18 protein-coding genes and 2 tRNA genes are annotated in these 22,718 nt (G+C 59.9%); 12 read left to right on the top strand and 8 right to left on the bottom strand.

Annotation, left to right across the window (positions count from 1 at the left end):
- Positions 1 to 20: 20 nt before the first annotated feature.
- The 12 genes from tpiA to JN756_RS27435 all read left to right on the top strand — a co-directional run bounded on the left by tpiA (position 21) and on the right by JN756_RS27435 (position 11,234).
- On the top strand, positions 21 to 776 hold the full coding sequence (gene tpiA, locus JN756_RS27490) for a triose-phosphate isomerase (protein ID WP_046382042.1): 756 nt from the start codon (positions 21 to 23) through the stop codon (positions 774 to 776).
- Positions 777 to 780: 4 nt separating this feature from the next.
- On the top strand, positions 781 to 1,164 hold the full coding sequence (secG, locus tag JN756_RS27485; protein WP_010206600.1) for a preprotein translocase subunit SecG: 384 nt from the start codon (positions 781 to 783) through the stop codon (positions 1,162 to 1,164).
- A 22-nt stretch (positions 1,165 to 1,186) separates the two neighbouring features.
- A tRNA-Leu gene (locus JN756_RS27480) sits at positions 1,187 to 1,272 on the top strand.
- A 96-nt stretch (positions 1,273 to 1,368) separates the two neighbouring features.
- A tRNA-Met gene (locus JN756_RS27475) sits at positions 1,369 to 1,445 on the top strand.
- Between the two features lie 141 nt (positions 1,446 to 1,586).
- Positions 1,587 to 2,045 (top strand): ribosome maturation factor RimP, encoded by a 459-nt coding sequence (rimP, locus tag JN756_RS27470; protein ID WP_026140087.1) that lies wholly within the window; start codon positions 1,587 to 1,589, stop codon positions 2,043 to 2,045.
- A 47-nt stretch (positions 2,046 to 2,092) separates the two neighbouring features.
- A complete protein-coding gene (gene nusA / locus JN756_RS27465; RefSeq protein ID WP_008057419.1) occupies positions 2,093 to 3,574 on the top strand; it encodes a transcription termination factor NusA in 1,482 nt (493 codons plus the stop codon).
- 27 nt (positions 3,575 to 3,601) lie between these two features.
- The gene (infB, locus tag JN756_RS27460) at positions 3,602 to 6,130 is read left to right on the top strand and encodes a translation initiation factor IF-2 (RefSeq protein ID WP_046382043.1); all 2,529 of its coding nucleotides are present in this window, start codon (positions 3,602 to 3,604) and stop codon (positions 6,128 to 6,130) included.
- A gap of 159 nt (positions 6,131 to 6,289) precedes the next feature.
- Positions 6,290 to 6,685, top strand: a complete 396-nt coding sequence (gene rbfA / locus JN756_RS27455; protein ID WP_017847424.1) for a 30S ribosome-binding factor RbfA — start codon at positions 6,290 to 6,292, stop codon at positions 6,683 to 6,685.
- Positions 6,686 to 6,688: 3 nt separating this feature from the next.
- Positions 6,689 to 7,606: a tRNA pseudouridine(55) synthase TruB gene (truB, locus tag JN756_RS27450; protein WP_014719950.1), complete on the top strand. Its 918-nt coding sequence runs from the start codon at positions 6,689 to 6,691 to the stop codon at positions 7,604 to 7,606.
- A 159-nt stretch (positions 7,607 to 7,765) separates the two neighbouring features.
- On the top strand, positions 7,766 to 8,035 hold the full coding sequence (gene rpsO, locus JN756_RS27445) for a 30S ribosomal protein S15 (protein WP_003176135.1): 270 nt from the start codon (positions 7,766 to 7,768) through the stop codon (positions 8,033 to 8,035).
- A 195-nt stretch (positions 8,036 to 8,230) separates the two neighbouring features.
- Positions 8,231 to 10,336 (top strand): polyribonucleotide nucleotidyltransferase, encoded by a 2,106-nt coding sequence (gene pnp / locus JN756_RS27440; protein WP_017847425.1) that lies wholly within the window; start codon positions 8,231 to 8,233, stop codon positions 10,334 to 10,336.
- 295 nt (positions 10,337 to 10,631) lie between these two features.
- Positions 10,632 to 11,234 (top strand): BON domain-containing protein, encoded by a 603-nt coding sequence (locus JN756_RS27435; RefSeq protein ID WP_046382044.1) that lies wholly within the window; start codon positions 10,632 to 10,634, stop codon positions 11,232 to 11,234.
- Positions 11,235 to 11,426: 192 nt separating this feature from the next.
- Here JN756_RS27435 and JN756_RS27430 read toward each other — a convergent pair whose 3' ends face one another.
- The 8 genes from JN756_RS27430 to folK form a co-directional block, all read right to left on the bottom strand.
- Positions 11,427 to 14,360 carry a DUF748 domain-containing protein gene (locus tag JN756_RS27430; RefSeq protein WP_201021549.1) on the bottom strand — a complete coding sequence of 978 codons (2,934 nt, stop codon included), beginning with the start codon at positions 14,358 to 14,360 and terminating at the stop codon, positions 11,427 to 11,429.
- An 88-nt stretch (positions 14,361 to 14,448) separates the two neighbouring features.
- Entirely contained in the window at positions 14,449 to 15,465 is a 1,017-nt protein-coding gene (locus JN756_RS27425) for a class I SAM-dependent rRNA methyltransferase (RefSeq protein ID WP_046487567.1), read from the bottom strand.
- Positions 15,466 to 15,522: 57 nt separating this feature from the next.
- Positions 15,523 to 16,392 carry an oxygenase MpaB family protein gene (locus JN756_RS27420; RefSeq protein WP_046382047.1) on the bottom strand — a complete coding sequence of 290 codons (870 nt, stop codon included), beginning with the start codon at positions 16,390 to 16,392 and terminating at the stop codon, positions 15,523 to 15,525.
- Between the two features lie 16 nt (positions 16,393 to 16,408).
- Positions 16,409 to 18,346, bottom strand: coding sequence for an acetate--CoA ligase (gene acs / locus JN756_RS27415; protein ID WP_126588582.1), 1,938 nt, complete (start codon positions 18,344 to 18,346; stop codon positions 16,409 to 16,411).
- A 105-nt stretch (positions 18,347 to 18,451) separates the two neighbouring features.
- Positions 18,452 to 20,116 (bottom strand): glucose-6-phosphate isomerase, encoded by a 1,665-nt coding sequence (gene pgi, locus JN756_RS27410; RefSeq protein ID WP_017847431.1) that lies wholly within the window; start codon positions 20,114 to 20,116, stop codon positions 18,452 to 18,454.
- Between the two features lie 213 nt (positions 20,117 to 20,329).
- The gene (gene panC / locus JN756_RS27405; protein ID WP_201021548.1) at positions 20,330 to 21,181 is read right to left on the bottom strand and encodes a pantoate--beta-alanine ligase; all 852 of its coding nucleotides are present in this window, start codon (positions 21,179 to 21,181) and stop codon (positions 20,330 to 20,332) included.
- Complete coding sequence (gene panB, locus JN756_RS27400; protein WP_201021547.1) at positions 21,178 to 21,978, bottom strand: 3-methyl-2-oxobutanoate hydroxymethyltransferase; 801 nt, start codon at positions 21,976 to 21,978, stop codon at positions 21,178 to 21,180. The genes panC and panB overlap by 4 nt, the downstream gene beginning before the upstream one ends.
- Before the next feature lie 240 nt (positions 21,979 to 22,218).
- Positions 22,219 to 22,716 carry a 2-amino-4-hydroxy-6-hydroxymethyldihydropteridine diphosphokinase gene (folK, locus tag JN756_RS27395; protein WP_017847434.1) on the bottom strand — a complete coding sequence of 166 codons (498 nt, stop codon included), beginning with the start codon at positions 22,714 to 22,716 and terminating at the stop codon, positions 22,219 to 22,221.
- Positions 22,717 to 22,718 lie beyond the last annotated feature (2 nt).

The raw sequence follows: 22,718 nt of genomic DNA, 5'->3' as shown, positions 1-22,718 counted from the left end.
TTTGACCGACGAGGTACAGCATGCGTCGCACTATGGTAGCTGGTAACTGGAAGATGCACGGTACCCGCGCCAGTGTCGCTGAGCTGATCAATGGCCTTCGTCACTTGGCCTTGCCGAGCGGTGTTGATGTCGCGGTTTTTCCATCTTGCTTGCATATCAACCAAGTGGTTGATGGCTTGAAAGGTAAGTCGATTCAGGTCGGCGCGCAGAATTGCGCAATGGAACCCATGCAAGGTGCGCTGACAGGCGAGATTTCGCCAAGTCAGTTGGTTGATGCGGGTTGTTCCTACGTGCTTGTCGGGCACTCCGAGCGCCGTCAGTTGATGGGCGAGCGGGATGGGACACTCAATCGCAAGTTCGCAGCGGCACAGGCTTGTGGCTTGATTCCGGTGTTGTGCATAGGGGAGACCCTTGAGCAGCGCGAATCGGGCAAGACTCTTGAAGTTGTCTCGCGTCAGCTGGGCAGCATCATCGAGGAGCTGGGTGTTGGTGCGTTTGCGAAGGCAGTCATCGCTTACGAGCCGGTCTGGGCCATTGGCACCGGGCTGACTGCAACACCGCAACAGGCGCAGGATGTGCATGCAGCTATCCGCGCGCAGTTGGCGGCAGAGAATTCTGAGGTCGCACAAGGTGTGCGGCTTCTATACGGCGGCAGCGTGAAGGCGGCCAATGCGGTCGAACTGTTCGGCATGCCGGATATCGATGGGGGGCTCATTGGTGGAGCTTCCCTGAATGCAGATGAGTTCGGTGCGATTTGTCGCGCCGCGGGAAACTGAAAAAATGCTGGAAACAGTCGTAGTCGTTTTTCATCTGTTGGCTGCCCTGGGCGTAGTTGCCCTGGTTTTGTTGCAACAGGGTAAAGGTGCGGATGCTGGTGCGTCTTTCGGTGCAGGTGCTTCAAATACTGTGTTCGGAAGCCAAGGTTCCTCTACCTTTCTTAGTAAGTTTACTGCTATACTTGCCGCAGGTTTCTTCATAACCAGCTTAGGGTTAGGTTACTTTGCTAAAGAGAAAGCTCATGTGCTGACTCAAGTAGGTTTGCCAAACCCGGCAGTGTTGGAAGTACCAAAAGCAAAACCGGCTTCTGATGATGTCCCGGTGCTTCAAGAGCAAAAGTCGGCTACTCCAGCGACTGACGTGCCTCCAGCTCAAGAGCAGAAGTAAGAAGGGTTGTAAACGCTGTATTGCCGAGGTGGTGGAATTGGTAGACACGCAACCTTGAGGTGGTTGTGCCCATAGGGTGTAGGGGTTCGAGTCCCCTTCTCGGTACCAATTATCAGGAGAGCCCGCTGTTGCGGGCTTTCTTGTAGGTGGAAGGTTACATTGACCCTGTAAGGGATCGGTCGTATACTTCCGCCCCAGCTTTGTCGCGGGGTGGAGCAGTCTGGTAGCTCGTCGGGCTCATAACCCGAAGGTCGTCGGTTCAAATCCGGCCCCCGCAACCAGTTTTAGCGGAGCCCCTTATTAAGGGGCTTTTTGTTAGCTGGACACTTTCAACGCCGCTATTCGACGGCGTTTCAAGGATGGGCGTTTCGCCCATTTTTTTATTTTGCACAGCATGCACATACATGCACGAGGGGGTTCAGGTGTCGAGCAAGCTAGAAGAGTTGCAGGCCTTGCTGGCCCCGGTGGTCGTGGCCCTGGGCTATGAATGCTGGGGTATTGAGTTTTCGGCTCAAGGTCGCCACTCAATGTTGCGCGTTTATATTGATAAAGAGGGCGGCGTGCTGGTGGACGATTGTGCCATTGTCAGCCGTCAGATCAGTGGTGTCCTGGATGTTGAAGATCCAATCGCCGTTGAGTACACCCTCGAAGTTTCCTCGCCTGGCATGGAACGCCCACTGTTCACTCTCGAGCAGTTTGCAAAATTTGCCGGTGGACAAGTGAAAATCAAGCTGCGATCTCCCTTTGAAGGGCGACGCAATTTTCAGGGCCTTCTGCGCGGTGTAGAAGAGCAGGATGTCGTGGTGCAAGTAGAAGACCATGAGTTCCTGTTGCCGATCGATATGATCGACAAGGCCAACATTATTCCCAGTTTTGACTGAGACGCGGATCCCGCGGATCCAATGGCTTGCGAAAGGCGAGGCGTACGATGAGCAAAGAAGTACTGCTGGTTGTTGAGTCGGTATCCAATGAAAAGGGCGTACCGGCAAACGTGATTTTTGAAGCGCTGGAGCTGGCCCTGGCCACTGCGACCAAAAAGCGTTTTGAAGACGAAGTTGATCTGCGTGTGGAAATCAACCGCCACACCGGTGCCTATGAAACTTTCCGTCGCTGGACGGTCGTTGAAGAAGCCGATCTTGATGATCCGGCCATCGAAACCTGGCCGAGCAAGGTCGCTGAAACGCACCCTGGCGCCAAGGTCGGTGATGTTGTCGAAGAAAAGATCGAATCGATCGAGTTCGGCCGTATTGCTGCACAAACTGCCAAGCAGGTCATTGTGCAGAAGGTTCGCGAGGCCGAGCGCGCTCAAGTCGTTGACGCCTATCGCGAGCGCCTGGGTGAAATCATCTCCGGCACCGTGAAAAAAGTTACCCGCGACAACGTGATCGTCGACCTGGGCAACAACGCCGAAGCGTTGCTGGCCCGCGAAGACATCATTTCTCGCGAAACCTTCCGTGTCGGCGTGCGTCTGCGTGCGCTGCTCAAGGAAATCCGCACCGAAAACCGCGGTCCTCAGCTGATCCTGTCGCGTACCGCGCCGGAAATGCTGATTGAACTGTTCCGCATCGAAGTGCCGGAAATCGCCGAAGGCCTGATCGAAGTCATGGCTGCGTCCCGCGACCCGGGTTCGCGCGCCAAGATCGCGGTCCGTTCCAAGGACAAACGCATCGACCCGCAGGGCGCTTGCATTGGTATGCGCGGTTCGCGCGTCCAGGCAGTGTCGGGCGAGTTGGGCGGTGAGCGTGTGGATATCGTCCTGTGGGACGATAACCCGGCGCAGTTCGTGATCAACGCCATGTCGCCGGCTGAAGTGGCGGCAATTATCGTTGACGAAGATGCCCATGCCATGGACATCGCCGTTGGCGCAGACAATCTGGCTCAGGCCATTGGTCGTGGTGGTCAGAACGTGCGTCTGGCCAGCCAACTGACCGGCTGGACCCTGAACGTGATGACCGAATCGGACATCCAGGCTAAGCAGCAAGCTGAAACCGGTGACATCCTGCGCAACTTCATCGACGAGCTGGAAGTCGACGAAGACCTGGCGCAGGTGCTGGTAGATGAAGGCTTCACCAGCCTGGAAGAGATTGCCTACGTACCGTTGGAAGAAATGCTCAACATCGATGGCTTTGACGAAGACACCGTCAACGAGCTTCGCGCTCGGGCCAAGGATCGTTTGTTGACTAAAGCCATCGCTACTGAGGAAAAGCTGGCAGACGCCCATCCGGCCGAAGACCTGCTCTCGCTTGAGGGTATGGACAAGGATTTGGCGATGGAACTGGCGGTGCGCGGCGTAATTACCCGCGAAGACCTGGCCGAGCAGTCTATTGACGATCTGCTCGACATCGACGGCATTGACGATGATCGTGCCGGCAAGTTGATCATGGCCGCCCGAGCCCATTGGTTCGAGTAATTAGGCGCGGCCTGAGGAGAGAAGTGCATGACGCAAGTCACGGTGAAACAACTGGCCGATGAGGTCAAAACACCGGTAGAGCGCCTGTTGCAGCAGATGCGTGAGGCAGGTCTGCCGCACACCGCCGCCGATGAAGGTGTGAGCGATAGTGAGAAGCAGTCTTTGCTGACTCACTTGAAGAGCAGCCACAAGGCGAAAGTGGAAGAACCGCGCAAGATTACATTGCAGCGCAAAACCACCAGCACCCTGCGTGTTGCTGGTAGCAAGAGCATCAGCGTTGAAGTACGCAAGAAGAAAGTCTTCGTACAGCGCAGCCCGGAAGAAATCGAAGCCGAGCGCAAACGCGAACTGGAAGAACGTCGCGCAGTAGAAAATGCTGCTCGTCAGAAGGCTGAAGAAGAAGCCAAGCGTCGCGCCGAAGAAGAAGCGCGTCGCCAGCCTGCTGCTGCGCAACCTGCTGCCACTGATGCGGTCGCTGCTCCTGCTGCCGCGCCTGTAGAAGCTGTGCGTGAGGCCGCTCCGGTGGCCGCTGCACCAGCACCTGCTGCTGATGCGCGTAAACGCGACGAACCTCGTCGTCCGGACAAACCACGTGCCGACGATAACAGTCGTCGCGGTGGCGGCGGTGATGGTGAGCGCAAAAACGCTCCGCATCGTGCTTCGGTCAAAGAGAAAGCGCCTGCGCCACGCGTTGCCCCACGTACTACCGACGAAGAAAGCGACAGCTTCCGTCGTGGTGGTCGCGGCAAGGCCAAGCTGAAAAAACGCAACGCCCACGGTTTCCAGAGCCCAACCGGCCCTGTCGTGCGTGAAGTGAAGATCGGCGAGACCATCACTGTGGGCGATCTCGCCCAGCAGATGTCGGTCAAGGCAGCTGAAATCATCAAGTTCATGTTCAAGCTGGGCACTCCGGCCACCATCAACCAGGTACTGGATCAGGAAACTGCCCAACTGGTTGCTGAAGAGCTGGGCCACAAAGTGACCCTGGTCAGCGACACTGCCCTGGAAGATTCCCTGGCCGAGTCCCTGAAGTTCGAAGGTGAAGCCGTTTCCCGTGCGCCGGTCGTGACCGTAATGGGCCACGTTGACCACGGTAAGACTTCCCTGCTCGACTACATCCGTCGTGCCAAGGTTGCGGCAGGCGAGGCTGGCGGTATTACCCAGCACATCGGCGCCTACCACGTTGAAACCGATCGCGGCATGGTGACGTTCCTCGACACCCCTGGTCACGCCGCGTTTACCGCGATGCGTGCCCGTGGTGCCAAGGCGACCGACATCGTGATCCTGGTCGTTGCAGCAGACGACGGCGTGATGCCACAAACCATCGAAGCCGTTCAGCATGCCAAGGCAGCTGGCGTACCGTTGGTGGTTGCGGTGAACAAAATCGACAAGCCGGGCGCCGATCTCGATCGCATCCGTAGCGAACTGTCGGTTCACGGCGTGACTTCCGAAGAATGGGGTGGCGACACTCCATTCGTACCGGTCTCGGCGAAAGTCGGTACTGGCGTTGACGAACTGCTCGAAGCTGTTCTGTTGCAAGCCGAAGTCCTGGAACTGACCGCTACGCCATCGGCTCCTGGCCGTGGTGTTGTGGTTGAGTCCCGCCTCGACAAGGGCCGTGGCCCGGTGGCGACCGTTCTGGTTCAAGACGGTACCCTGCGCCAAGGCGACATGGTGCTGGTCGGTTCGAACTATGGCCGTGTACGTGCCATGCTCGACGAGAACGGCAAGTCCATCAAGGAAGCCGGTCCGTCCATCCCTGTCGAGATTCTCGGCCTGGACGGTACCCCGGACGCTGGCGACGAGATGAGCGTGGTTGCCGACGAGAAGAAAGCCCGTGAAGTGGCTCTGTTCCGTCAAGGCAAGTTCCGCGAAGTCAAGTTGGCCCGTGCTCACGCCGGCAAGCTGGAAAACATCTTCGAGAACATGGGCCAGGAAGAGAAGAAGACGCTTAACATCGTCCTCAAATCTGACGTCCGTGGTTCCCTCGAAGCGTTGAACGGCGCCTTGAATGGCCTGGGTAACGACGAAGTGCAAGTGCGTGTCGTCGGTGGCGGTGTCGGTGGTATCACCGAGTCCGACGCCAACCTGGCACTGGCTTCCAACGCTGTACTGTTCGGCTTCAACGTGCGTGCCGATGCTGGCGCTCGCAAGATCGTCGAGCAGGAAGGCCTGGACATGCGTTACTACAACGTCATCTACGACATCATCGAAGACGTCAAGAAAGCCCTCACCGGCATGCTTGGCAGCGACGTCCGGGAGAACATCCTGGGTATCGCCGAGGTGCGTGACGTGTTCCGCTCGCCGAAATTCGGCGCGATCGCCGGCTGCATGGTTATCGAAGGCACCGTTCACCGTAACCGTCCGATCCGTGTACTGCGTGAAGACATCGTTATCTTCGAAGGCGAGCTGGAATCCCTGCGCCGCTTCAAGGATGACGCTTCCGAAGTACGTGCCGGCATGGAATGCGGTATCGGCGTCAAGAGCTACAACGACGTCAAGGTTGGCGACAAGATCGAAGTCTTCGAGAAGGTTCAGGTTGCTCGCAGCCTCTAACTCGCGCACTTCAGGAGCCACGCCGCGTGTGGGCATGCAAATGCCCCGCGCAACGTCCGGACTCTAAACGCAACGCCCGGTCTGGCTTTTGTCAGGCCGGGCGTTTGCCGCTTTCAGACCCCACGGGTTTCACCGTGTGGCAGTAACAGGTAACAAGACATGGCAAAAGAATACAGCCGTACCCAACGTATCGGCGATCAGATGCAGCGCGAGCTGGCCCAACTGATCCGTCGCGAAGTCAAAGATCCTCGTGTTGGCCTGGTCACCATCACCGCCGTTGAAGTGAGCCGTGACGTAGGTCACGCAAAAATCTTCATTACCGTGATGGGTGAGGACAGCAGCGAAGAAATCGCGCAAAGCATCAAGGTGCTCAACTCGGCCGCAGGTTTCCTGCGCATGCAGTTGGCCCGCGAAATGAAGCTGCGCAGCGTGCCTCAGTTGCACTTCCACTACGACGAAAGCGTCGTGCGTGGCGCGCACCTGTCGGCACTGATCGAGCGCGCCGTGGCTGAGGATAATCAGCATCCGTCCACACCTGAAGACGCCAAGGAGTAAGCGGTGGCTCAGGTCAAACGTATCCGTCGCAACGTCAGCGGCATCATTCTGCTCGACAAGCCCATTGGCTTTACCTCCAATGCCGCCTTGCAGAAGGTCCGCTGGCTGCTCAATGCCGAGAAAGCCGGGCACACCGGCAGCCTCGACCCCCTGGCCACCGGTGTGTTGCCGTTGTGCTTTGGCGAGGCCACCAAGTTCTCGCAATACCTGCTCGATTCCGACAAGGGTTACGAAACCCTGATGCAACTGGGCAAGACCACCACCACGGCCGATGCCGAGGGTGATGTTTTGCAGGTTCGCGACGTGACCGTTGGTCGTGCTGATATCGAGGCTGCTTTACCCGCTTTTCGTGGGCAAATCAGTCAGATACCGCCGATGTACTCGGCGCTCAAGCGCGATGGGCAACCACTTTACAAGCTGGCTCGTGCGGGTGAAGTAGTGGAGCGCGAACCGCGTTCTGTTACTATTGCGCGCTTGGAATTGCTCGCCTGTGAAGGCGACACCGCACGCCTGGCCGTGGACTGCAGCAAAGGCACCTATATCCGTACCCTGGTGGAAGATATCGGTGAAAAGCTCGGTTGCGGCGCGTATGTCGCAGAACTGCGACGGACCCAGGCCGGCCCTTTCAGCCTGGCCCAGACGGTGACGCTGGAAGAGTTGGAAGCGGTACACGCCGAAGGCGGCAATGAAGCGGTCGATCGCTTCTTGATGCCATCGGACAGCGGTTTGCTCGATTGGCCATTGCTGCACTTCTCGGAGCACAGCGCGTTCTACTGGCTCAACGGCCAGCCGGTACGTGCCCCGGACGCGCCGAAATTCGGCATGGTGCGGGTACAGGATCATAACGGTCGCTTTATCGGTATCGGTGAAGTGAGCGAAGACGGGCGCATCGCGCCGCGTCGACTGATTCGGTCAGAATGACCGAAACCAGTTTGTGGTAAAAGCGTATCAGCCTTTACGCAAACTGGAACGAGGGTGGCTGTTAACAGGCACGGTCACTACTCATTTTTAGATACAGGGATTTGTCCCTGGCCTGTTGAAACTGCCCTTTGGGTGGTTTCCTGAAAAAAGGATTGCCTCATGGCTCTCGACGTTCAAGAAAAAGCACAAATCGTAGCTGACTATCAGCAAGCTGTTGGTGACACTGGTTCGCCAGAAGTGCAAGTTGCACTGCTGACCCACAACATCAACAAACTGCAAGGTCACTTCAAGGCCAACGGTAAAGATCACCACTCCCGTCGTGGTCTGATCCGCATGGTAAACCAGCGCCGTAAGCTGCTGGACTACCTGAAAGGCAAGGATCTGGGTCGTTATCAGGCTCTGATCGGTCGCCTGGGTCTGCGTCGCTAATAAGCGATTGCGCTAGAGGTTGGTTGTTTGCCGTGTGTCAGTGGGATTCCCGCTGGCCCATGGCAGGCTTCCAGCCTCAAGTTTTATCTGGATACACGTTTTACCCCTGGACAAGGGTTGGGCCGATTCCCGACATTGCCCAAGAATTTCGCAAGAAGACAAGTTCCCCAAGAGCCACAAAGAAGGTAGGACACCGTGAACCCGGTTATCAAAAAATTTCAGTTCGGTCAGTCGACCGTTACCCTCGAGACAGGCCGTATCGCCCGTCAAGCCTCCGGCGCAGTGCTGGTTACCGTTGACGACGACGTTACCGTACTGGTGACCGTTGTAGGCGCCAAGACCGCAGACCCGAGCAAGGGCTTCTTCCCTCTGTCTGTTCACTACCAGGAAAAGACTTACGCTGCCGGTAAGATCCCTGGCGGTTTCTTCAAGCGCGAAGGCCGTCCTTCCGAGAAAGAAACCCTGACTTCCCGACTGATCGACCGTCCGATCCGTCCGCTGTTCCCAGAAGGCTTCATGAACGAAGTGCAGGTTGTCTGCACCGTCGTCTCCACCAGCAAAAAGACCGATCCGGACATCGCTGCGATGATCGGTACCTCGGCTGCCCTGGCTATCTCCGGCATTCCTTTCGATGGCCCGATCGGCGCCGCGCGCGTGGCTTTCCACGAAAGCACCGGCTACCTGCTGAACCCGACTTACGAGCAACTGAAAGCCTCGAGCCTGGACATGGTCGTTGCCGGTACCTCGGAAGCCGTACTGATGGTTGAATCGGAAGCCAAAGAGCTGACCGAAGACCAGATGCTGGGCGCGGTACTGTTCGCTCACGACGAGTTCCAGGTTGTGATCAACGCCGTCAAAGAACTCGCTGCCGAAGCCGCCAAGCCAACTTGGGCCTGGGCTCCGCAAGCCGAAGCCACCGAACTGCTGGGCGCGATCCGTGCCGAGTTCGGCGAAGCGATCTCCCAGGCCTACACCATCACCGTCAAGGCCGACCGTTACGCTCGCCTGGGCGAGCTGAAGGATCAGGTCGTTGCCAAGTTGTCCGGTGAAGAAGGCCAGCCTTCTGCCAGCGACGTCAAAGCAGCATTCGGCGAAATCGAATACCGCACCGTTCGCGAAAACATCGTTAACGGCAAGCCACGTATCGACGGTCGCGACACCCGCACCGTGCGTCCGCTGAACATCGAAGTCGGCGTTCTGCCGAAGACTCACGGTTCCGCGCTGTTCACCCGTGGCGAAACCCAGGCCCTGGTCGTTGCGACCCTGGGTACTGCCCGCGACGCACAGCTGCTGGACACCCTGGAAGGCGAGAAAAAAGACCCGTTCATGCTGCACTACAACTTCCCGCCGTTCTCGGTGGGCGAATGTGGTCGCATGGGTGGCGCCGGTCGCCGCGAAATCGGTCACGGCCGTCTGGCCCGTCGTTCGGTTCAGGCCATGCTGCCAGCCGCCGACGTGTTCCCGTACACCATCCGTGTAGTGTCGGAAATCACCGAGTCCAACGGTTCCAGCTCCATGGCTTCGGTCTGCGGTGCTTCCCTGGCACTGATGGACGCTGGTGTGCCGATGAAGGCGCCGGTTGCCGGTATCGCCATGGGCCTGGTCAAAGAAGGCGAGAAGTTCGCCGTCCTGACCGACATCCTGGGTGACGAAGACCACCTGGGCGACATGGACTTCAAAGTAGCCGGTACCGCTAAAGGTGTTACCGCGCTGCAGATGGACATCAAGATCAAAGGCATCACCGAAGAGATCATGGAAATCGCTCTGGGCCAAGCCCTGGAAGCGCGCCTGAACATCCTCGGTCAGATGAACCAGATCATTGGTCAGTCCCGCACCGAACTGTCGGAAAATGCTCCGACCATGATCGCGATGAAAATCGACACCGACAAAATCCGTGATGTCATCGGTAAAGGCGGCGCGACCATTCGTGCGATCTGTGAAGAGACCAAGGCTTCGATCGATATCGAAGACGACGGCTCGATCAAGATCTTCGGCGAAACCAAGGAAGCTGCAGAAGCGGCGCGTCAGCGCGTTCTGGGCATCACTGCCGAAGCCGAGATCGGCAAGATCTACGTCGGTAAAGTTGAGCGCATCGTCGACTTCGGCGCATTCGTCAACATCCTGCCGGGCAAAGACGGTCTGGTTCACATCTCCATGCTGAGCGATGCTCGTGTTGAGAAAGTGACCGACATTCTGAAAGAAGGCCAGGAAGTGGAAGTGCTGGTACTGGACGTGGACAACCGCGGCCGTATCAAGCTGTCCATCAAAGACGTGGCAGCAGCCAAGGCTTCGGGCGCTTAAATACCCGCAGGCTTCACGCTGAAAAAAGGACTCTTCGGAGTCCTTTTTTTATGCGTGCAGGAAAATGCCGAAAAATCAGACGCTTAATCACAGCCAAAAGCCGCAACTTGCATGCAGGCACGCTCTGCTTCATGCAAATTGCACGAATCCGAAAATTCGCTCAATCTATAACTAATTGTTTTTAAAGGGTTTATTTGAAGAGTTCGACTTGGCACAGTGCCTGCAATAGTCCTGTTAATGCTGCAGCATCAAGGTTCACACACTGCAGACTTTTAATAAAACAGGAGTTACTCGTATGAAGAAGTTCGCTCTCGCTACCGCAACTGCTACCGCCCTGACCCTGGCCATGGCCAACGTTGCCTTCGCTCAAACCGCGCAGGCGCCGATGACGCTGGCAGCTGGCGAAATGACCAAAGCCAAAGAGTCCACCTCGGACACTTGGATCACCACCAAAGTCAAAGCTGACCTGCTGACCGAAAAGGGCATCCCAGGTTCGGACATCAAGGTTGAGACCAACAAAGGTGTGGTTTCCCTGTCTTCGACCGTTGCCATCTCTGACTCGCAGAAAGCTACCGCTGTCGCCATCACCAAGCGTATCAAAGGTGTGACCGCTGTATCCGCTGACGGCCTGCTGGCTGGCGGTGCGGTAAAAGCCGACAACATCGACAAATCCAAAGAGGCCACTTCGGACACTTGGATCACTACCAAGGTGAAGGCTGACCTGGTTACCGAGAAAGGCATTCCGGGTACCGACATCAAAGTCGAAACCAACAAGGGTGTAGTTTCCCTGTCTTCTTCCGTCGCAGTGACCGAAGCGCAGAAAACTACCGCGGTGAACATCACCAAGAAAATCAAAGGCGTGAAAGCTGTATCGGCCGATGGCCTGAAAGCAGAGTAACGCCCAACCAATCGCTGAACTAGGCGGCGGCGGCAACGAGTGAGTTAGATATCCACTCAATGCACCTCACGGGTTCATGCGACCGACCATAGGGATGTGGTCATTACAGGCCCCGGCACATGTGTCGGGGCCTGTTCTATTCCGGCCAGGAATGCTTTCGAAGTGGGCGCCAGCTTGCGCTGGCGCGTGGGGTCATTCGGCGTCCAGATGCATCTGCGTTACCACCCGGCCATCCTTCTCGGCCTGGCCCAGTTTGGCGTCGACGAAGTACACCCGGTCATCTTCCAGCTGCCCTTTGTCGACCAGGTAGTCCTTGATGGTGCTTGCGCGGTCCTGACCGAGCTGGCGCAACAGCACGTCGCTGCTGCTCCAGAACGTGATCACGCCGCCCTTGAGTTTGGCCGTGCGTTCATCGTCGCTCAGGTTTTTCCACTCCGCCGGTGGTTGTTGTTTCAGGCGGGTGCGGTAGATACCTTCGAGCAAGGGGGCTTTTTCCTTTTCCGGTACTTGCAGCAAGGACGCCTGGGCCGGAACCTTGTCGCCACGGCGCTGCAGGATCTTGTAGTAGTTATATTGGTATTCGCGCTCCAGGCGCTGCTCGGCGAGGAACTTGCCGTCACTGTCGGCCGCCGCCGTGCCTTCGATTTCCAGGCGCAGGGTAGGGCGTTCTTTGAGGGCCTTGGCCAAGGTGTTCAGGGCGCCCTCGGCGTCTTTGTTCAGTTCGCTGGAGCCTGCGGCGAACGAGACATTGCCGAGGTCTTCCGAACCGCCGCCGCTCACCAGCCCACCGATAAACTTGAACGGCGCCGTTGCCGCGCGCACCACCAGGTTGCGCAGGGTCTGCCAGACGATCGGCATCACGCTGAATTGCGGGTTGTTCAAGTCGCCGCTGATGGGCAGTTCAATCGAGATCTTGCCGTCAGAGTCCTTGAGCAGGGCGATCGCCAGGCGAATCGGCAGGTCTACCGCATCGGCACTGTCGACTTTCTCACCCAGTTGCAGTTGCTCGACCACCACTTTGTTCTCGGCCTTCAGTTGGCCTTTGGTGATCACGTAATGCAGGTCGAGGTTGAGGCGGCCCTTGCGAATCCGGAAACCGGCGAACTTGCCCGAGTAGGGCGTCAGGGTCGTCAGTTCGACACGTTTGAAGCTGGTGGCGATATCCAGTGCCGCCATCGGATCAAACGGGTTCACGCTGCCTTTGATGGTCACCGGTGCATAGCGATCCACCTTGCCCTTGATGTCGACAGCTGCCGGTTTGGCCTGGCGGCTGTCAATGGTGCCGATCTGCCCGTTGAGCTGTTGGATCGCGGTGGCAAAGTTGGGCGTGAGGCTGAAGTCGGCGAAGTTGGCCGAACCGTCGTTGATCGCGATCTGCCCGATATGAATACCCAGCGGCTTTTCTTTGCTTGCGGCCGGCTTGGCCGCCGACTTGGCGCCGCTGTCGGCCGGCTGTGGAATCAGCAGGTCGTCGACGTTGGTGGTGCGATCATCGTTGATCATGAAGCGCACATAGGGCTGTTGCAGGTTGACCTTGTCGATCGACAGGCTGTCGCCATGCTGGTAGTTCAGCCCTTCCAGCACCAGGCGCTGCCATTTGAGGAAGTCGCGGGTCTTGAGGGTGTCGAGGGTGTGCAACTGATCGACCTGCGCCCGGCCGGTGATCTGTAGGGCCAGCGGCTCGGTGCTTTTGAGGTTCACATCGAGGTTGCTGCCGAGCATGCCGCTACGCAGTTCCAGGCGGATGAACGGGCTGATATAGGACTGCGCGACCCGCAGATCGATGTCCTGGGTATTCACTTTCAGCTTGGCGCTGACCGGGTTGAGGTTGACCTCGCCGGTTGCCTGGATCTTGCCTTGCTTGCCCAGGCCGGTGTCGACCTTGAGGGTGAAGGGGCTGCCGTTGAGGCTGTCGAAGTTCTGCACATCGACGTTCAGCGGGCCGAGTTCCAGCGCGACCGCAGGTTTGGCCTGGCGGTCGGCCAGGTGCACCTGATAGTTGCGCAGTTGCACATCCTTGAGCAGCACTTGCCAAGGCTTGCTCGGCGCTGCAGGCGCGGCTTTGGGCGAGTCGGCAGCTGCTGGCGCGCTGGCCGCTTCCGGTGCCTTGGCCGGCTTGCCCGGCTGGCTGGCGAACAGTTTCTGCCAGTCCAGTTGGCCATCGGCTTCGCGGGCGGCCCAGGTTTCCAGCTTGTTGCTGCGGATCTTGCCGACCACCACCTGCTGCTTGGCCAGGTCGATCGTGGTTTCGCTGACGTCCAGGCGCTCCAGGCGCACCAATGGCCGGCCATCCGGCGCCTTGATGGCGAACGGCGCGATGCTGGCGGCGGTGTTGGTCAGGTTCAGTTCGGTTTCTTTGGCCAGGCTGAACGTGTAGTCCGTGCTGAAGTTGAGCACGCCGTTTTCGAGGACCAGGGGCAGGGCGTCGCGCACATAGGGCCACCAGGCTTTCATCTTGCCATCGGTGATTTTCAGGGTGCCTTTGGACGTGATCGGCACCAGACTGACGTTACCCTTCCAGTCGATCTGCCCGCCTTCCGGGCCGGCGGCGACCAGGGTCATGTCGGCATTGTCTTCCGGCAGGGTGCTGAGGTTTTTCAGCTCGAAGTCGAGTTTGTCGTAGAGGAACTCGATCGGCTCGCTGGGGCGCAGGTCTTCAAAGTGCAGATAACCGCCCGCCAGCTTGATCCGCTCGATCCGCAACGGGAACGGTTTGGCGTTGGGGTCTGCCGGTGTCGGTTCGCTGGGTGGCAGTTTGAACAACTGCGCCAGGTTCAACTGGCCGGACTTGTCGAACAGCAACTCGGTCTTGGGTTTGTCGAGTTGCACATCGGCCAGGTGCAGGGCGCGGGTCCACAGGCTGTCGAGCTGCAGGTTGGCGTAGAGCCGCTCGAAACCCACTTGTTCCTTGCCGGGATCGCCGATCTTGAGGCCCCACAGCGTCACTTCCAGGCTGAACGGGTTGAGCTCGATACGCTCGATGCGGGCCGGCACCGTGGCGTAGTTGGCCAACTGTTGGTTGGCTATGCGAAGGGCAATGCCGGGCAAAATCAAAAAGCCCAGCAAGCTGTACAGGGCAACGGCAGTCAACAAGGCGCCAGTGGCGCGAATCAATCCTTTGGGCATGGGGCGGCGCCATCTATGTCGAACAGGAGTGCCTTGGAGTATGGCACGGGTTTTCGGTTCCGAAGAGCCACCCTCTTTCAGAAAATTCCTATAACTGCAGGATCAGAGTCTTCAATGGAGGTTGCTGGTCTTGCGACGGAAAGTCGGCGCCAGGAGGCATGATTTGCCAGTCGCGCACCGGACGCCCGGCTTTCTCGGCGCAACGTAGCACCTGCTCACGCCAATCGTCCATGCTCACTTTTGCCAGGTTGTTGCAGCAGATCAGCACGCCGTCATCGGCGGTTGCCAACAGCGCCGGCTTGAGCAGGCTTTGATAGTCGCGCAACAGGTCGACGGTGCCGAAGGCGCTCTTGGCCCAGGCCGGCGGGTCAAGCAACACCAGGTCATATTGACGCGGTTCCAGGCGCGGATAGCCCGGCAGTTTCTGTCCGCGCCGCTGAGTGATCGGCAGGCCGGCCAGCTGGCGAATCGCCGGGAAATAATCGGATTGCACGAACGTCATGGGTGCCAGTTGCGGGTTGAGCAGGCCGTTTTCGCGGCCGACCGCCAGGTTGCCTTCGGCAAAATCCAGGTTGCACACGTCACGCGCACCGCCGGCCGCGGCGCTCAGGCCCACGCCACAGGTGTAGGCGAACAGGTTCAGTACGCTTTTGCCGGCACTGTGTGTCTTGACCCAGCCGCGGGTGTTGCGCAGGTCGAGGAACAGCAACGGGTCTTGCCCTGCATGGCGCCCGCGCACGCGGTAATTGAGGCCCCATTCGTGGCCGACCAGGTCCTGCAGCGCTTGCGGTGTGGCGCGGTAGACCGTGTCTTCGCGGTCGATCCGCGAGTTGCCACGGGAACGGTCGTTGTACACCAGCAGCAATTCCAGGCCCATGTACTGGCTGATCAGTTGATGCAGGTCCAGCAGGTCTGCGCTTTCCAGCGGTTGGTGGAAGCTCTGCACCAGCAATTGCGGGCCATAGCGGTCGATGGTCAGGCCACCGGCGCCTTCCTGGCTGCCGTGGAACAACCGGTAACAGTCGGTACCTTGGGCATGCAACTCGCTGATCAGGCCTTGACGATGATCGAGGGCGGCGCGCAGCGCCTGGTTCAGGGGAGACATGGAGCGCGCCTTGCTGGGTAAATGTGGGCGCGGAGTTTAGCAGTTATGGAGCGTCGCCTACATCAACCCCATCCGCCGATGCGCGCGCTGCACCGAGCCATTGCGCATCGCCCAACGCAGCACCGGCGCGCTGCGCTTGACCCCGGCACGCACCAGCTGGCGTTGCAGCGGGCTCGGGTGTTGCCCCAGCATGTCGGCGGCCCAGGCCGGCAGCAGGTCGATCCCGGCCTGCATCATCAGGGCGCCAAAGGGTTTGGCCAGGGTGCTGGGCGCCGGGGCTTCGAGCAGCAGGCGCAGCACTTCGCGGCTGCGCGCGTCGCACAACAATTGTGGACGGATACGCGCCAGATAATCCGCAATTTCTTCGCGTGAGCGCGGCACATTCCGCGCGCCCAGGCGTTCGGCGACCAGGGCGATTTCGTTGTAGTAACGATCCTGATCGCGCCCCGACAGCTGCGGGTTGCGATAACGCACGTGCGCGGCGAGGAAGCTGCTGACCTCCGCCACATGCACCCAGGTCAGCAACTGCGGGTCGCTGGCCGCGTAGGCGCGGCCGTCGGGTGCATGGCCGACAACCTGCAGGTGAATGGTGCGTACTTTCTCGATCAGCCAATCGGCGTCTTTGCGTGAACCGAAGGTGGTGCCGGAAATGAACTGCGACGTGCGGCGCAGGCGCCCGAGCATGTCCTGGCGAAAGTTCGAATGGTCCCACACGCCAGCCAGCGCCAATGGGTGCAAGGCTTGCAGCATCAAGGCGCTGATGCCGCCGATGAGCATGCTGCTGAAATCGCCATGCACTTGCCAACTGACCGAGTCCGGGCCGAACAGGCCGGGGTCGCCCTTGGGGTTTTCCAGGTCCAACTGGCCCAGCGACAAGCCGGTGAGGCTCATCAACTGGGTTTCGATACGGCTGCGGATAAATTCCATGGCGACGCGCGGGTTCCTATCGGTTCAGGCGTTTGTCGATCAGGCCGGCGACCACGCTGGGGTCGGCCAGGGTGGAGGTATCTCCGAGGCTGTCCAACTCGTTGCAGGCTATTTTGCGCAAAATGCGTCGCATGATCTTACCCGAGCGGGTTTTCGGCAAGGCCGGGGCCCACTGGATCAGTTCCGGTTTGGCAAAGCTGCCGATTTCCTTGCTGACCAGTTCGAGCAGATGTTTCTTCAGTGTATCGCTGGGCTCCACGCCATTCATCGGCGTGACGAACGCATAGATGCCCTGGCCTTTGACGTCATGGGGATAGCCCACCACCGCAGCCTCGGCGACCCAGTCATGCAACACCAGGGCACTTTCCACCTCGGCGGTGCCGATACGGTGGCCGGAGACGTTGATCACATCGTCGATGCGCCCGGTGATCCAGTAGTCGCCGTCTTCGTCACGCCGCGCGCCATCGCCGGTGAAGTAATAACCGGGGTAGGGTTTAAAGTAGGTGTCGATCATGCGCTGCGGGTCGCCATAGACACTGCGGATCTGCCCCGGCCAACTGGATTTGATCGCCAGCACGCCGCTGCCCGGGCCGTTGATTTCCTTGCCGTGCTCATCGAGCAGCACCGGCAGCACGCCGAACATCGGTTGGGTCGCGCAGCCGGGCTTGATGCGCTGGGCGCTGACCAGCGGGCTGAGCATGATGCCGCCGGTTTCGGTCTGCCACCAGGTATCGACAATCGGGCAGCGTTGTTCGCCGACGGCGTTGAAGTACCAGTCCCAGGCTTCCGGATTGATCGGCTCACCGACGCTGCCGAGCAGGCGCAGGCTGGCGCGGGAGGTGTTCTCCAACGGAGCGTGGCCCTCGCGCATCAATGCGCGCAGGGCCGTCGGCGCGGTATAGAAGATATTGACCTGATGCTTGTCGATGACCTGCCAGAAGCGCGAGCTGCTCGGGTAGCTGGGCACGCCTTCGAACATCAGCGAGGTGGCGCCATTGGCCAGCGGGCCGTACACGATGTAGCTGTGGCCGGTGACCCAACCCACATCGGCGGTACACCAGAACACTTCGCCGTCGCGGTAGTCGAGCACGTACTTGAAGGTCATCGCGGCTTGCAGCAGGTAGCCGCCGGTGGTGTGCAGCACGCCCTTGGGTTTGCCGGTGCTGCCGGAGGTGTAGAGGATAAACAGCGGGTCTTCGGCGTCCATCGGCTCGGGTGGGCAGTCATCGCTGGCGGCATCCACGGCCTGTTGATAGTTGAGGTCGCGGCCTTCGCTCCAGTTCACGGCGGCCCCGGTGCGCGCTACCACCAGCACGGTGCTGACGTTCGGGCAACTGGCCAGGGCCTTGTCGACATTTTGTTTCAACGCCACCGGCTTGCCGCCGCGCACGCCTTCATCGGCGGTGATCACCGTGCGGCAGTCGGCGTCGAGAATGCGGTCGCGCAGGGCGTCGGGTGAAAAACCGCCAAACACCACCGAATGCACCGCCCCAATCCGCGTACAGGCGAGCATGGCGTAGGCCGCTTGCGGAATCATCGGCATGTAGATGCACACCCGGTCGCCTTTTTTCACGCCACGGCTTTTCAGCACATTGGCCAGGCGGCTGACGTTTTGATGCAGTTGGCGGTAGGTGATGGTGGAAGACGCTGTCGGATCATCGCCCTCCCAGATGAAGGCCGGTTGCTCGGCGCGTTGCGCCAGGTGGCGGTCGATGCAGTTGTAGCTGACGTTCAATTGGCCGCCGGCAAACCATTGGGTGGCGCCGGTCTGGATGTCCGAGGTATTGACGGTGTGCCAGGGCGTGGTCCAGTCGAGAAAGCGCCTGGCCTGTTCGGCCCAGAACGTGTCCGGCTGTTCGATGGATTGGCGATAGAGGCGCTGATAGTCCTCTTGACTCAGTTGCGCAGCCCGGCGGACGGCATCGGCGATGGGAAACATGCTGATATCGAACATGAGCGATCCTTATTCTTGTTTTTGCGACAAGTCATAAAGATGCACCCAGTCGGGGGCGGGTTCAAGGCCGACGTCCGAATGGACGCCGGCCCTGTGTGACCGACATCAGCCGCGGTGACGACCGCGGAAGTAGTTGATCAGGCCCTGGGTCGACGCATCGTCGGCCAGGCTTTCTTCGGCGCCGGTCAGGCGGTTGTAGACGCCCTTGCCCAGTTCCTTGCCCAGCTCCACGCCCCATTGGTCGAAGGCGTTGATGCCCCAGATCACGCTTTGCACGAACACTTTGTGTTCATACATCGCGACCAGTGCGCCCAAGCGCCGCGGGCTGATGCGCTCGACCACCAGGGTGTTGCTCGGACGGTTGCCCGGGATCACCTTGTGCGGGGCCAGCTTCTGCACGTCGGCTTCCGGCAGGCCCTTGTCGCGCAGCTCGGCTTCGGCTTCGCTGCGGGTCTTGCCGAGCATCAGCGCCTGGCTCTGGGACAGGCAGTTGGCGTACAGCCACTGATGGTGGTCGGAGACCGGGTTGAAGCTGACGATCGGCACGATAAAGTCGGCCGGGATCAGTTGGGTGCCCTGGTGCAGCAACTGGTGGTACGCGTGCTGACCGTTGCAGCCCACGCCGCCCCAGATCACCGGGCCGGTATCGGTGGACACGGGTGTACCGTCCTGGCGCACGCTCTTGCCGTTGGATTCCATGTCCAGCTGTTGCAAGTGTTTGGTGATGTTACGCAGGTAGTGGTCGTAGGGCAGGATCGCATGGCTCTGCGCGCCCCAGAAGTTGCCATACCACACACCCAGCAGGCCGAGCAGCACCGGCATGTTCTGTTCGAACGGCGCGTTCTGGAAATGCTGGTCCATGGTGTAGGCACCGGACAGCAGCTCCTTGAAGTTCGACATGCCGATGGCCAGGGCGATGGGCAGGCCGATGGCCGACCACAGCGAGTAACGGCCGCCGACCCAGTCCCACATCGGGAAGATGTTTTCTTCGCGGATGCCGAAGGCCACGGCGGCCGCGTTGTTGCTCGATACGGCGATGAAGTGGCGATACAGCTCGGCTTCCGAGCCGCCCTGGGCCAGGTACCAGGCGCGGGCGGCCTGGGCGTTTTTCAGGGTTTCGAGGGTGTTGAAGGATTTCGACGAGACGATGAACAGCGTGGTCTCGGCGCGCAGCTTCATGGTCAGCTCGTGGAACTCGCTGCCGTCGATGTTCGCCAGGTAGTGGCAGCGCACGCCTTTGTGGGCGTAGGACAGCAACGCTTCGGAGACCAGCTCCGGGCCGAGGAACGAGCCACCGATGCCGATGTTCACCACGTCGGTGATCGGCTTCTCGGTGTAGCCGCGCCACAGGCCGTCGTGGATGCGGCCCACGAGGTCAGTGATCTGGTTCAACACCTTGTGTACGTCCGGCATGATGTTCACGCCGTTGACCGACAACTTGTCGCCCACTGGGCGGCGCAGGGCGGTGTGCAGGGCAGGGCGACCCTCGGACGAGTTCACCGGCTCGCCGGCATACAGCGCGTCGATCGCGGCTTTAAGGTCGACTTCCTTGGCCAGGTCCACGAGCAGGTTGCGGGTTTCGCTGGTGATCAGGTTTTTCGAGTAATCGAGGAAAAGCCCGCAGCTGCTCAAGGTGAATTGGGAAAAACGCTGAGGATCGGCATTGAACGCGTCGCGCATGCTGAAATCCTGCATGGCTTGGCGATGTTGATTGAGCGCTCGCCAGGCGGGCAGAGCGGTAACGTCATGAGGGGTGCGGTAGTACGCCATCGCTGCGGGTTTCCTTTTATTACGGGGACTGCCTTTAGGACACTTCAAAGCCCGAAACATCCAGTCTTTCATCAAGCAATGGGTTCCGGACAGCGCTAACCATAGCGCAGGGCGAATACATTAAACCTAGCGTGTCGATATGTCTTGGCTTTGTCTGCGCTGTGGCCGGTACTTTTTTATACCGGCGCATCAGGCTGGGCAACGGGCAGGGGGTCAGTCGAGGGTCAGATGCAGGTTGTCGATCAGGCGCGTCGCGCCCAGGTAGGCCGCGACCAGGATCACTACATCGCGATCCTCGACCGTGGCCGGGCGCAGGTGGACGCCTTGGCGCACTTCGAGGTAATCCACGCGCATGCCGGCGGCTTCGATCTGCTGAACCTGTTCGGCACGCAGTTTGGCGAAGTCGCGGTTGCCGCCTTTGATGGCGGCGGCAATCTGACTCAGGCTGCGGTACAACGTCGGCGCGACGGCCCGCTGCTCGGCGGTGAGGTAACCGTTGCGCGATGACAGCGCGAGGCCATCCTCGGCGCGCACGGTCGGTTCACCGATGATCTGGATCGGCATGTTCAGGTCATGGACCATGGCGCGAATCACGGCCAGTTGCTGGTAGTCCTTCTGGCCAAACACGGCCATATCCGGCTGGACCATGTTGAACAGCTTGTTGACCACCGTGGCCACACCTTCAAAGTGCCCGGGACGGCTGGCGCCGCACAGGCCTTCGGACAATTGCGGCACGCTGACGCGGGTCTGGCCGGTCATGCCGCTGGGGTACATTTCCTCGACGCTTGGCGCGAACAACAGGTTGCAGCCGGCTTGCAGGAGTTTTTCCTGGTCGGCGGCGAGGGTGCGCGGGTACTTGTCCAGGTCTTCGCCGGCGCCAAATTGCAGCGGGTTGACGAAGATGCTCGCGACCACGAAATCCGCCTGTTGGGCCGCCTTGGCCACGAGGGCCGCGTGGCCGCTGTGCAGGTTGCCCATGGTGGGCACAAAGCCGATACGTTTGCCGGCGCTGCGGGCATGGGTAACGGCGGCCCGCAGTTCACGTAGGGTTTTTACGGTGTTCATGCAGAGAATCCGTGTTCGGCGCCTGGGAAGGTCACGCCTTTGACTTCGGCGACGTATGCGCTCAACGCGGCGTGGATGCTGTCCTGGCCGGTCATGAAGTTTTTCACGAACTTCGGTACCCGGCCGCTCATCGACAGGCCGAGCATGTCGTGCAGCACCAGGACCTGGCCGTCGGTGGCCGACCCGGCACCAATGCCGATCACCGGCACTTTGACCGCATGGGTGATCTCCGCGGCCAGTTCGCTGGGCACGCACTCGAGCACGATCATCGCGGCGCCGGCTTGTTCCAGGGCGATGGCATCGGCACGCATCTGGCGCGCCTGGGCTTCGTTGCGGCCCTGGACTTTATAGCCGCCGAGGATGTTCACGGACTGCGGTGTCAGGCCCATGTGCGCGCACACCGGCACGCCGCGTTCAGCCAGCATGCGGATCGAGTCGGCGAGCCAGGCGGCCCCTTCGAGCTTGACCATGTGCGCGCCGGCTTGCATCAATTTGCCGGCGTTGTGGAAGGTCTGTTCGACGGTGGCGTAACCCATGAACGGCAGGTCGGCGATGATAAAGGCGCCGTCGTTACCGCGCTTGACGCTGGCGGTGTGGTACGCAAGTTCATCCGTGGTGACGGGCAGGGTGCTGTCATGCCCTTGAAGCACCATGCCGAGGGAGTCGCCCACCAGTAACACCTCGACACCGGCTTGGCAGCAGGCGTGGGCGAAGGTGGCGTCATAGCAGGTCAGCATCGTGATTTTTTCACCTTTGAGCTTGAGGCTCTGCAAGGTGGTCAGGGTAACGTCTGGCATGAAAAGGGTCCTCGTTCAGGCGCATGGAAACAGCGAGTAACGCGCGTGAGTCTTCGTTTATACAGGCGCACTTTCTTGAGAGCAGTGCTTATAAGGCCTGGATTGCGCCCTTTAGCGCCGGTTGGCGGCAGCGGGACGCCTATAGTCGTGAGGAGGACACGGGAAGTCAATTGCATGTGTTACCGCATTGTTACGACGGTGGTGTTACCGCTGTTACTGATGCGATTCAGCAGTGGCTGATCAACGCTGGGTGCTGAGCGCAGGCATGCGTTCCAGGCCGACAAACGGGCAGGCTGCGAGCAGGTCGCTGAGGCGCCGGCCATCGGGCAATTGCAGGGTGGCCGGGGCCAGTTCGGCCAGCGGGTACAGCACGAAGGCGCGCAGGTGCATCTGATAGTGCGGCACTTGCAGGCGTGGTTCGTCGATCAGGCGGTCGCCGAACAGCAGGATATCCAGGTCGAGCGTGCGTGGGCCCCAACGCTCAAGGCGCTCGCGGCCTTGGTCGTTCTCGATGGCTTGCAGCGCATCGAGCAGTTCCAGTGGCGCCAGGCAGCTGTCCAGGGCCGCGACCGCATTGGTGTAGCGCGGTTGGCCGGGGAGCAGGGAGTCGCTTTGATAGAAGGCCGACACCCCGGCGACGGTAGTGCCCGGCAATTGCGCCAACGCCTCGATAGCATTGCGCAATTGTTGCTCCGGGGCCGCCAGGTTGCTGCCCATGCCGATGTAGATGCGTTCCACGT

The sequence above is a fragment of the Pseudomonas sp. Y39-6 genome (assembly GCF_023651955.1).
GTDB lineage: Bacteria > Pseudomonadota > Gammaproteobacteria > Pseudomonadales > Pseudomonadaceae > Aquipseudomonas > Aquipseudomonas veronii.
This window is presented reverse-complemented; position numbering and strand designations above follow the sequence as displayed.

Coding starts and splice junctions, on each gene's coding strand:
- secG (WP_010206600.1), top strand. CDS start 781: ATGCTGGAAACAGTCGTAGTCGTTTTTCATCTGTTGGCTGCCCTGGGC.
- JN756_RS27430 (WP_201021549.1), bottom strand. CDS start 14,360: ATGCCCAAAGGATTGATTCGCGCCACTGGCGCCTTGTTGACTGCCGTT.
- rbfA (WP_017847424.1), top strand. CDS start 6,290: ATGGCAAAAGAATACAGCCGTACCCAACGTATCGGCGATCAGATGCAG.
- tpiA (WP_046382042.1), top strand. CDS start 21: ATGCGTCGCACTATGGTAGCTGGTAACTGGAAGATGCACGGTACCCGC.
- rpsO (WP_003176135.1), top strand. CDS start 7,766: ATGGCTCTCGACGTTCAAGAAAAAGCACAAATCGTAGCTGACTATCAG.
- nusA (WP_008057419.1), top strand. CDS start 2,093: ATGAGCAAAGAAGTACTGCTGGTTGTTGAGTCGGTATCCAATGAAAAG.
- JN756_RS27420 (WP_046382047.1), bottom strand. CDS start 16,392: ATGGAATTTATCCGCAGCCGTATCGAAACCCAGTTGATGAGCCTCACC.
- pgi (WP_017847431.1), bottom strand. CDS start 20,116: ATGGCGTACTACCGCACCCCTCATGACGTTACCGCTCTGCCCGCCTGG.
- acs (WP_126588582.1), bottom strand. CDS start 18,346: ATGTTCGATATCAGCATGTTTCCCATCGCCGATGCCGTCCGCCGGGCT.
- panB (WP_201021547.1), bottom strand. CDS start 21,978: ATGCCAGACGTTACCCTGACCACCTTGCAGAGCCTCAAGCTCAAAGGT.
- JN756_RS27425 (WP_046487567.1), bottom strand. CDS start 15,465: ATGTCTCCCCTGAACCAGGCGCTGCGCGCCGCCCTCGATCATCGTCAA.
- panC (WP_201021548.1), bottom strand. CDS start 21,181: ATGAACACCGTAAAAACCCTACGTGAACTGCGGGCCGCCGTTACCCAT.
- infB (WP_046382043.1), top strand. CDS start 3,602: ATGACGCAAGTCACGGTGAAACAACTGGCCGATGAGGTCAAAACACCG.
- JN756_RS27435 (WP_046382044.1), top strand. CDS start 10,632: ATGAAGAAGTTCGCTCTCGCTACCGCAACTGCTACCGCCCTGACCCTG.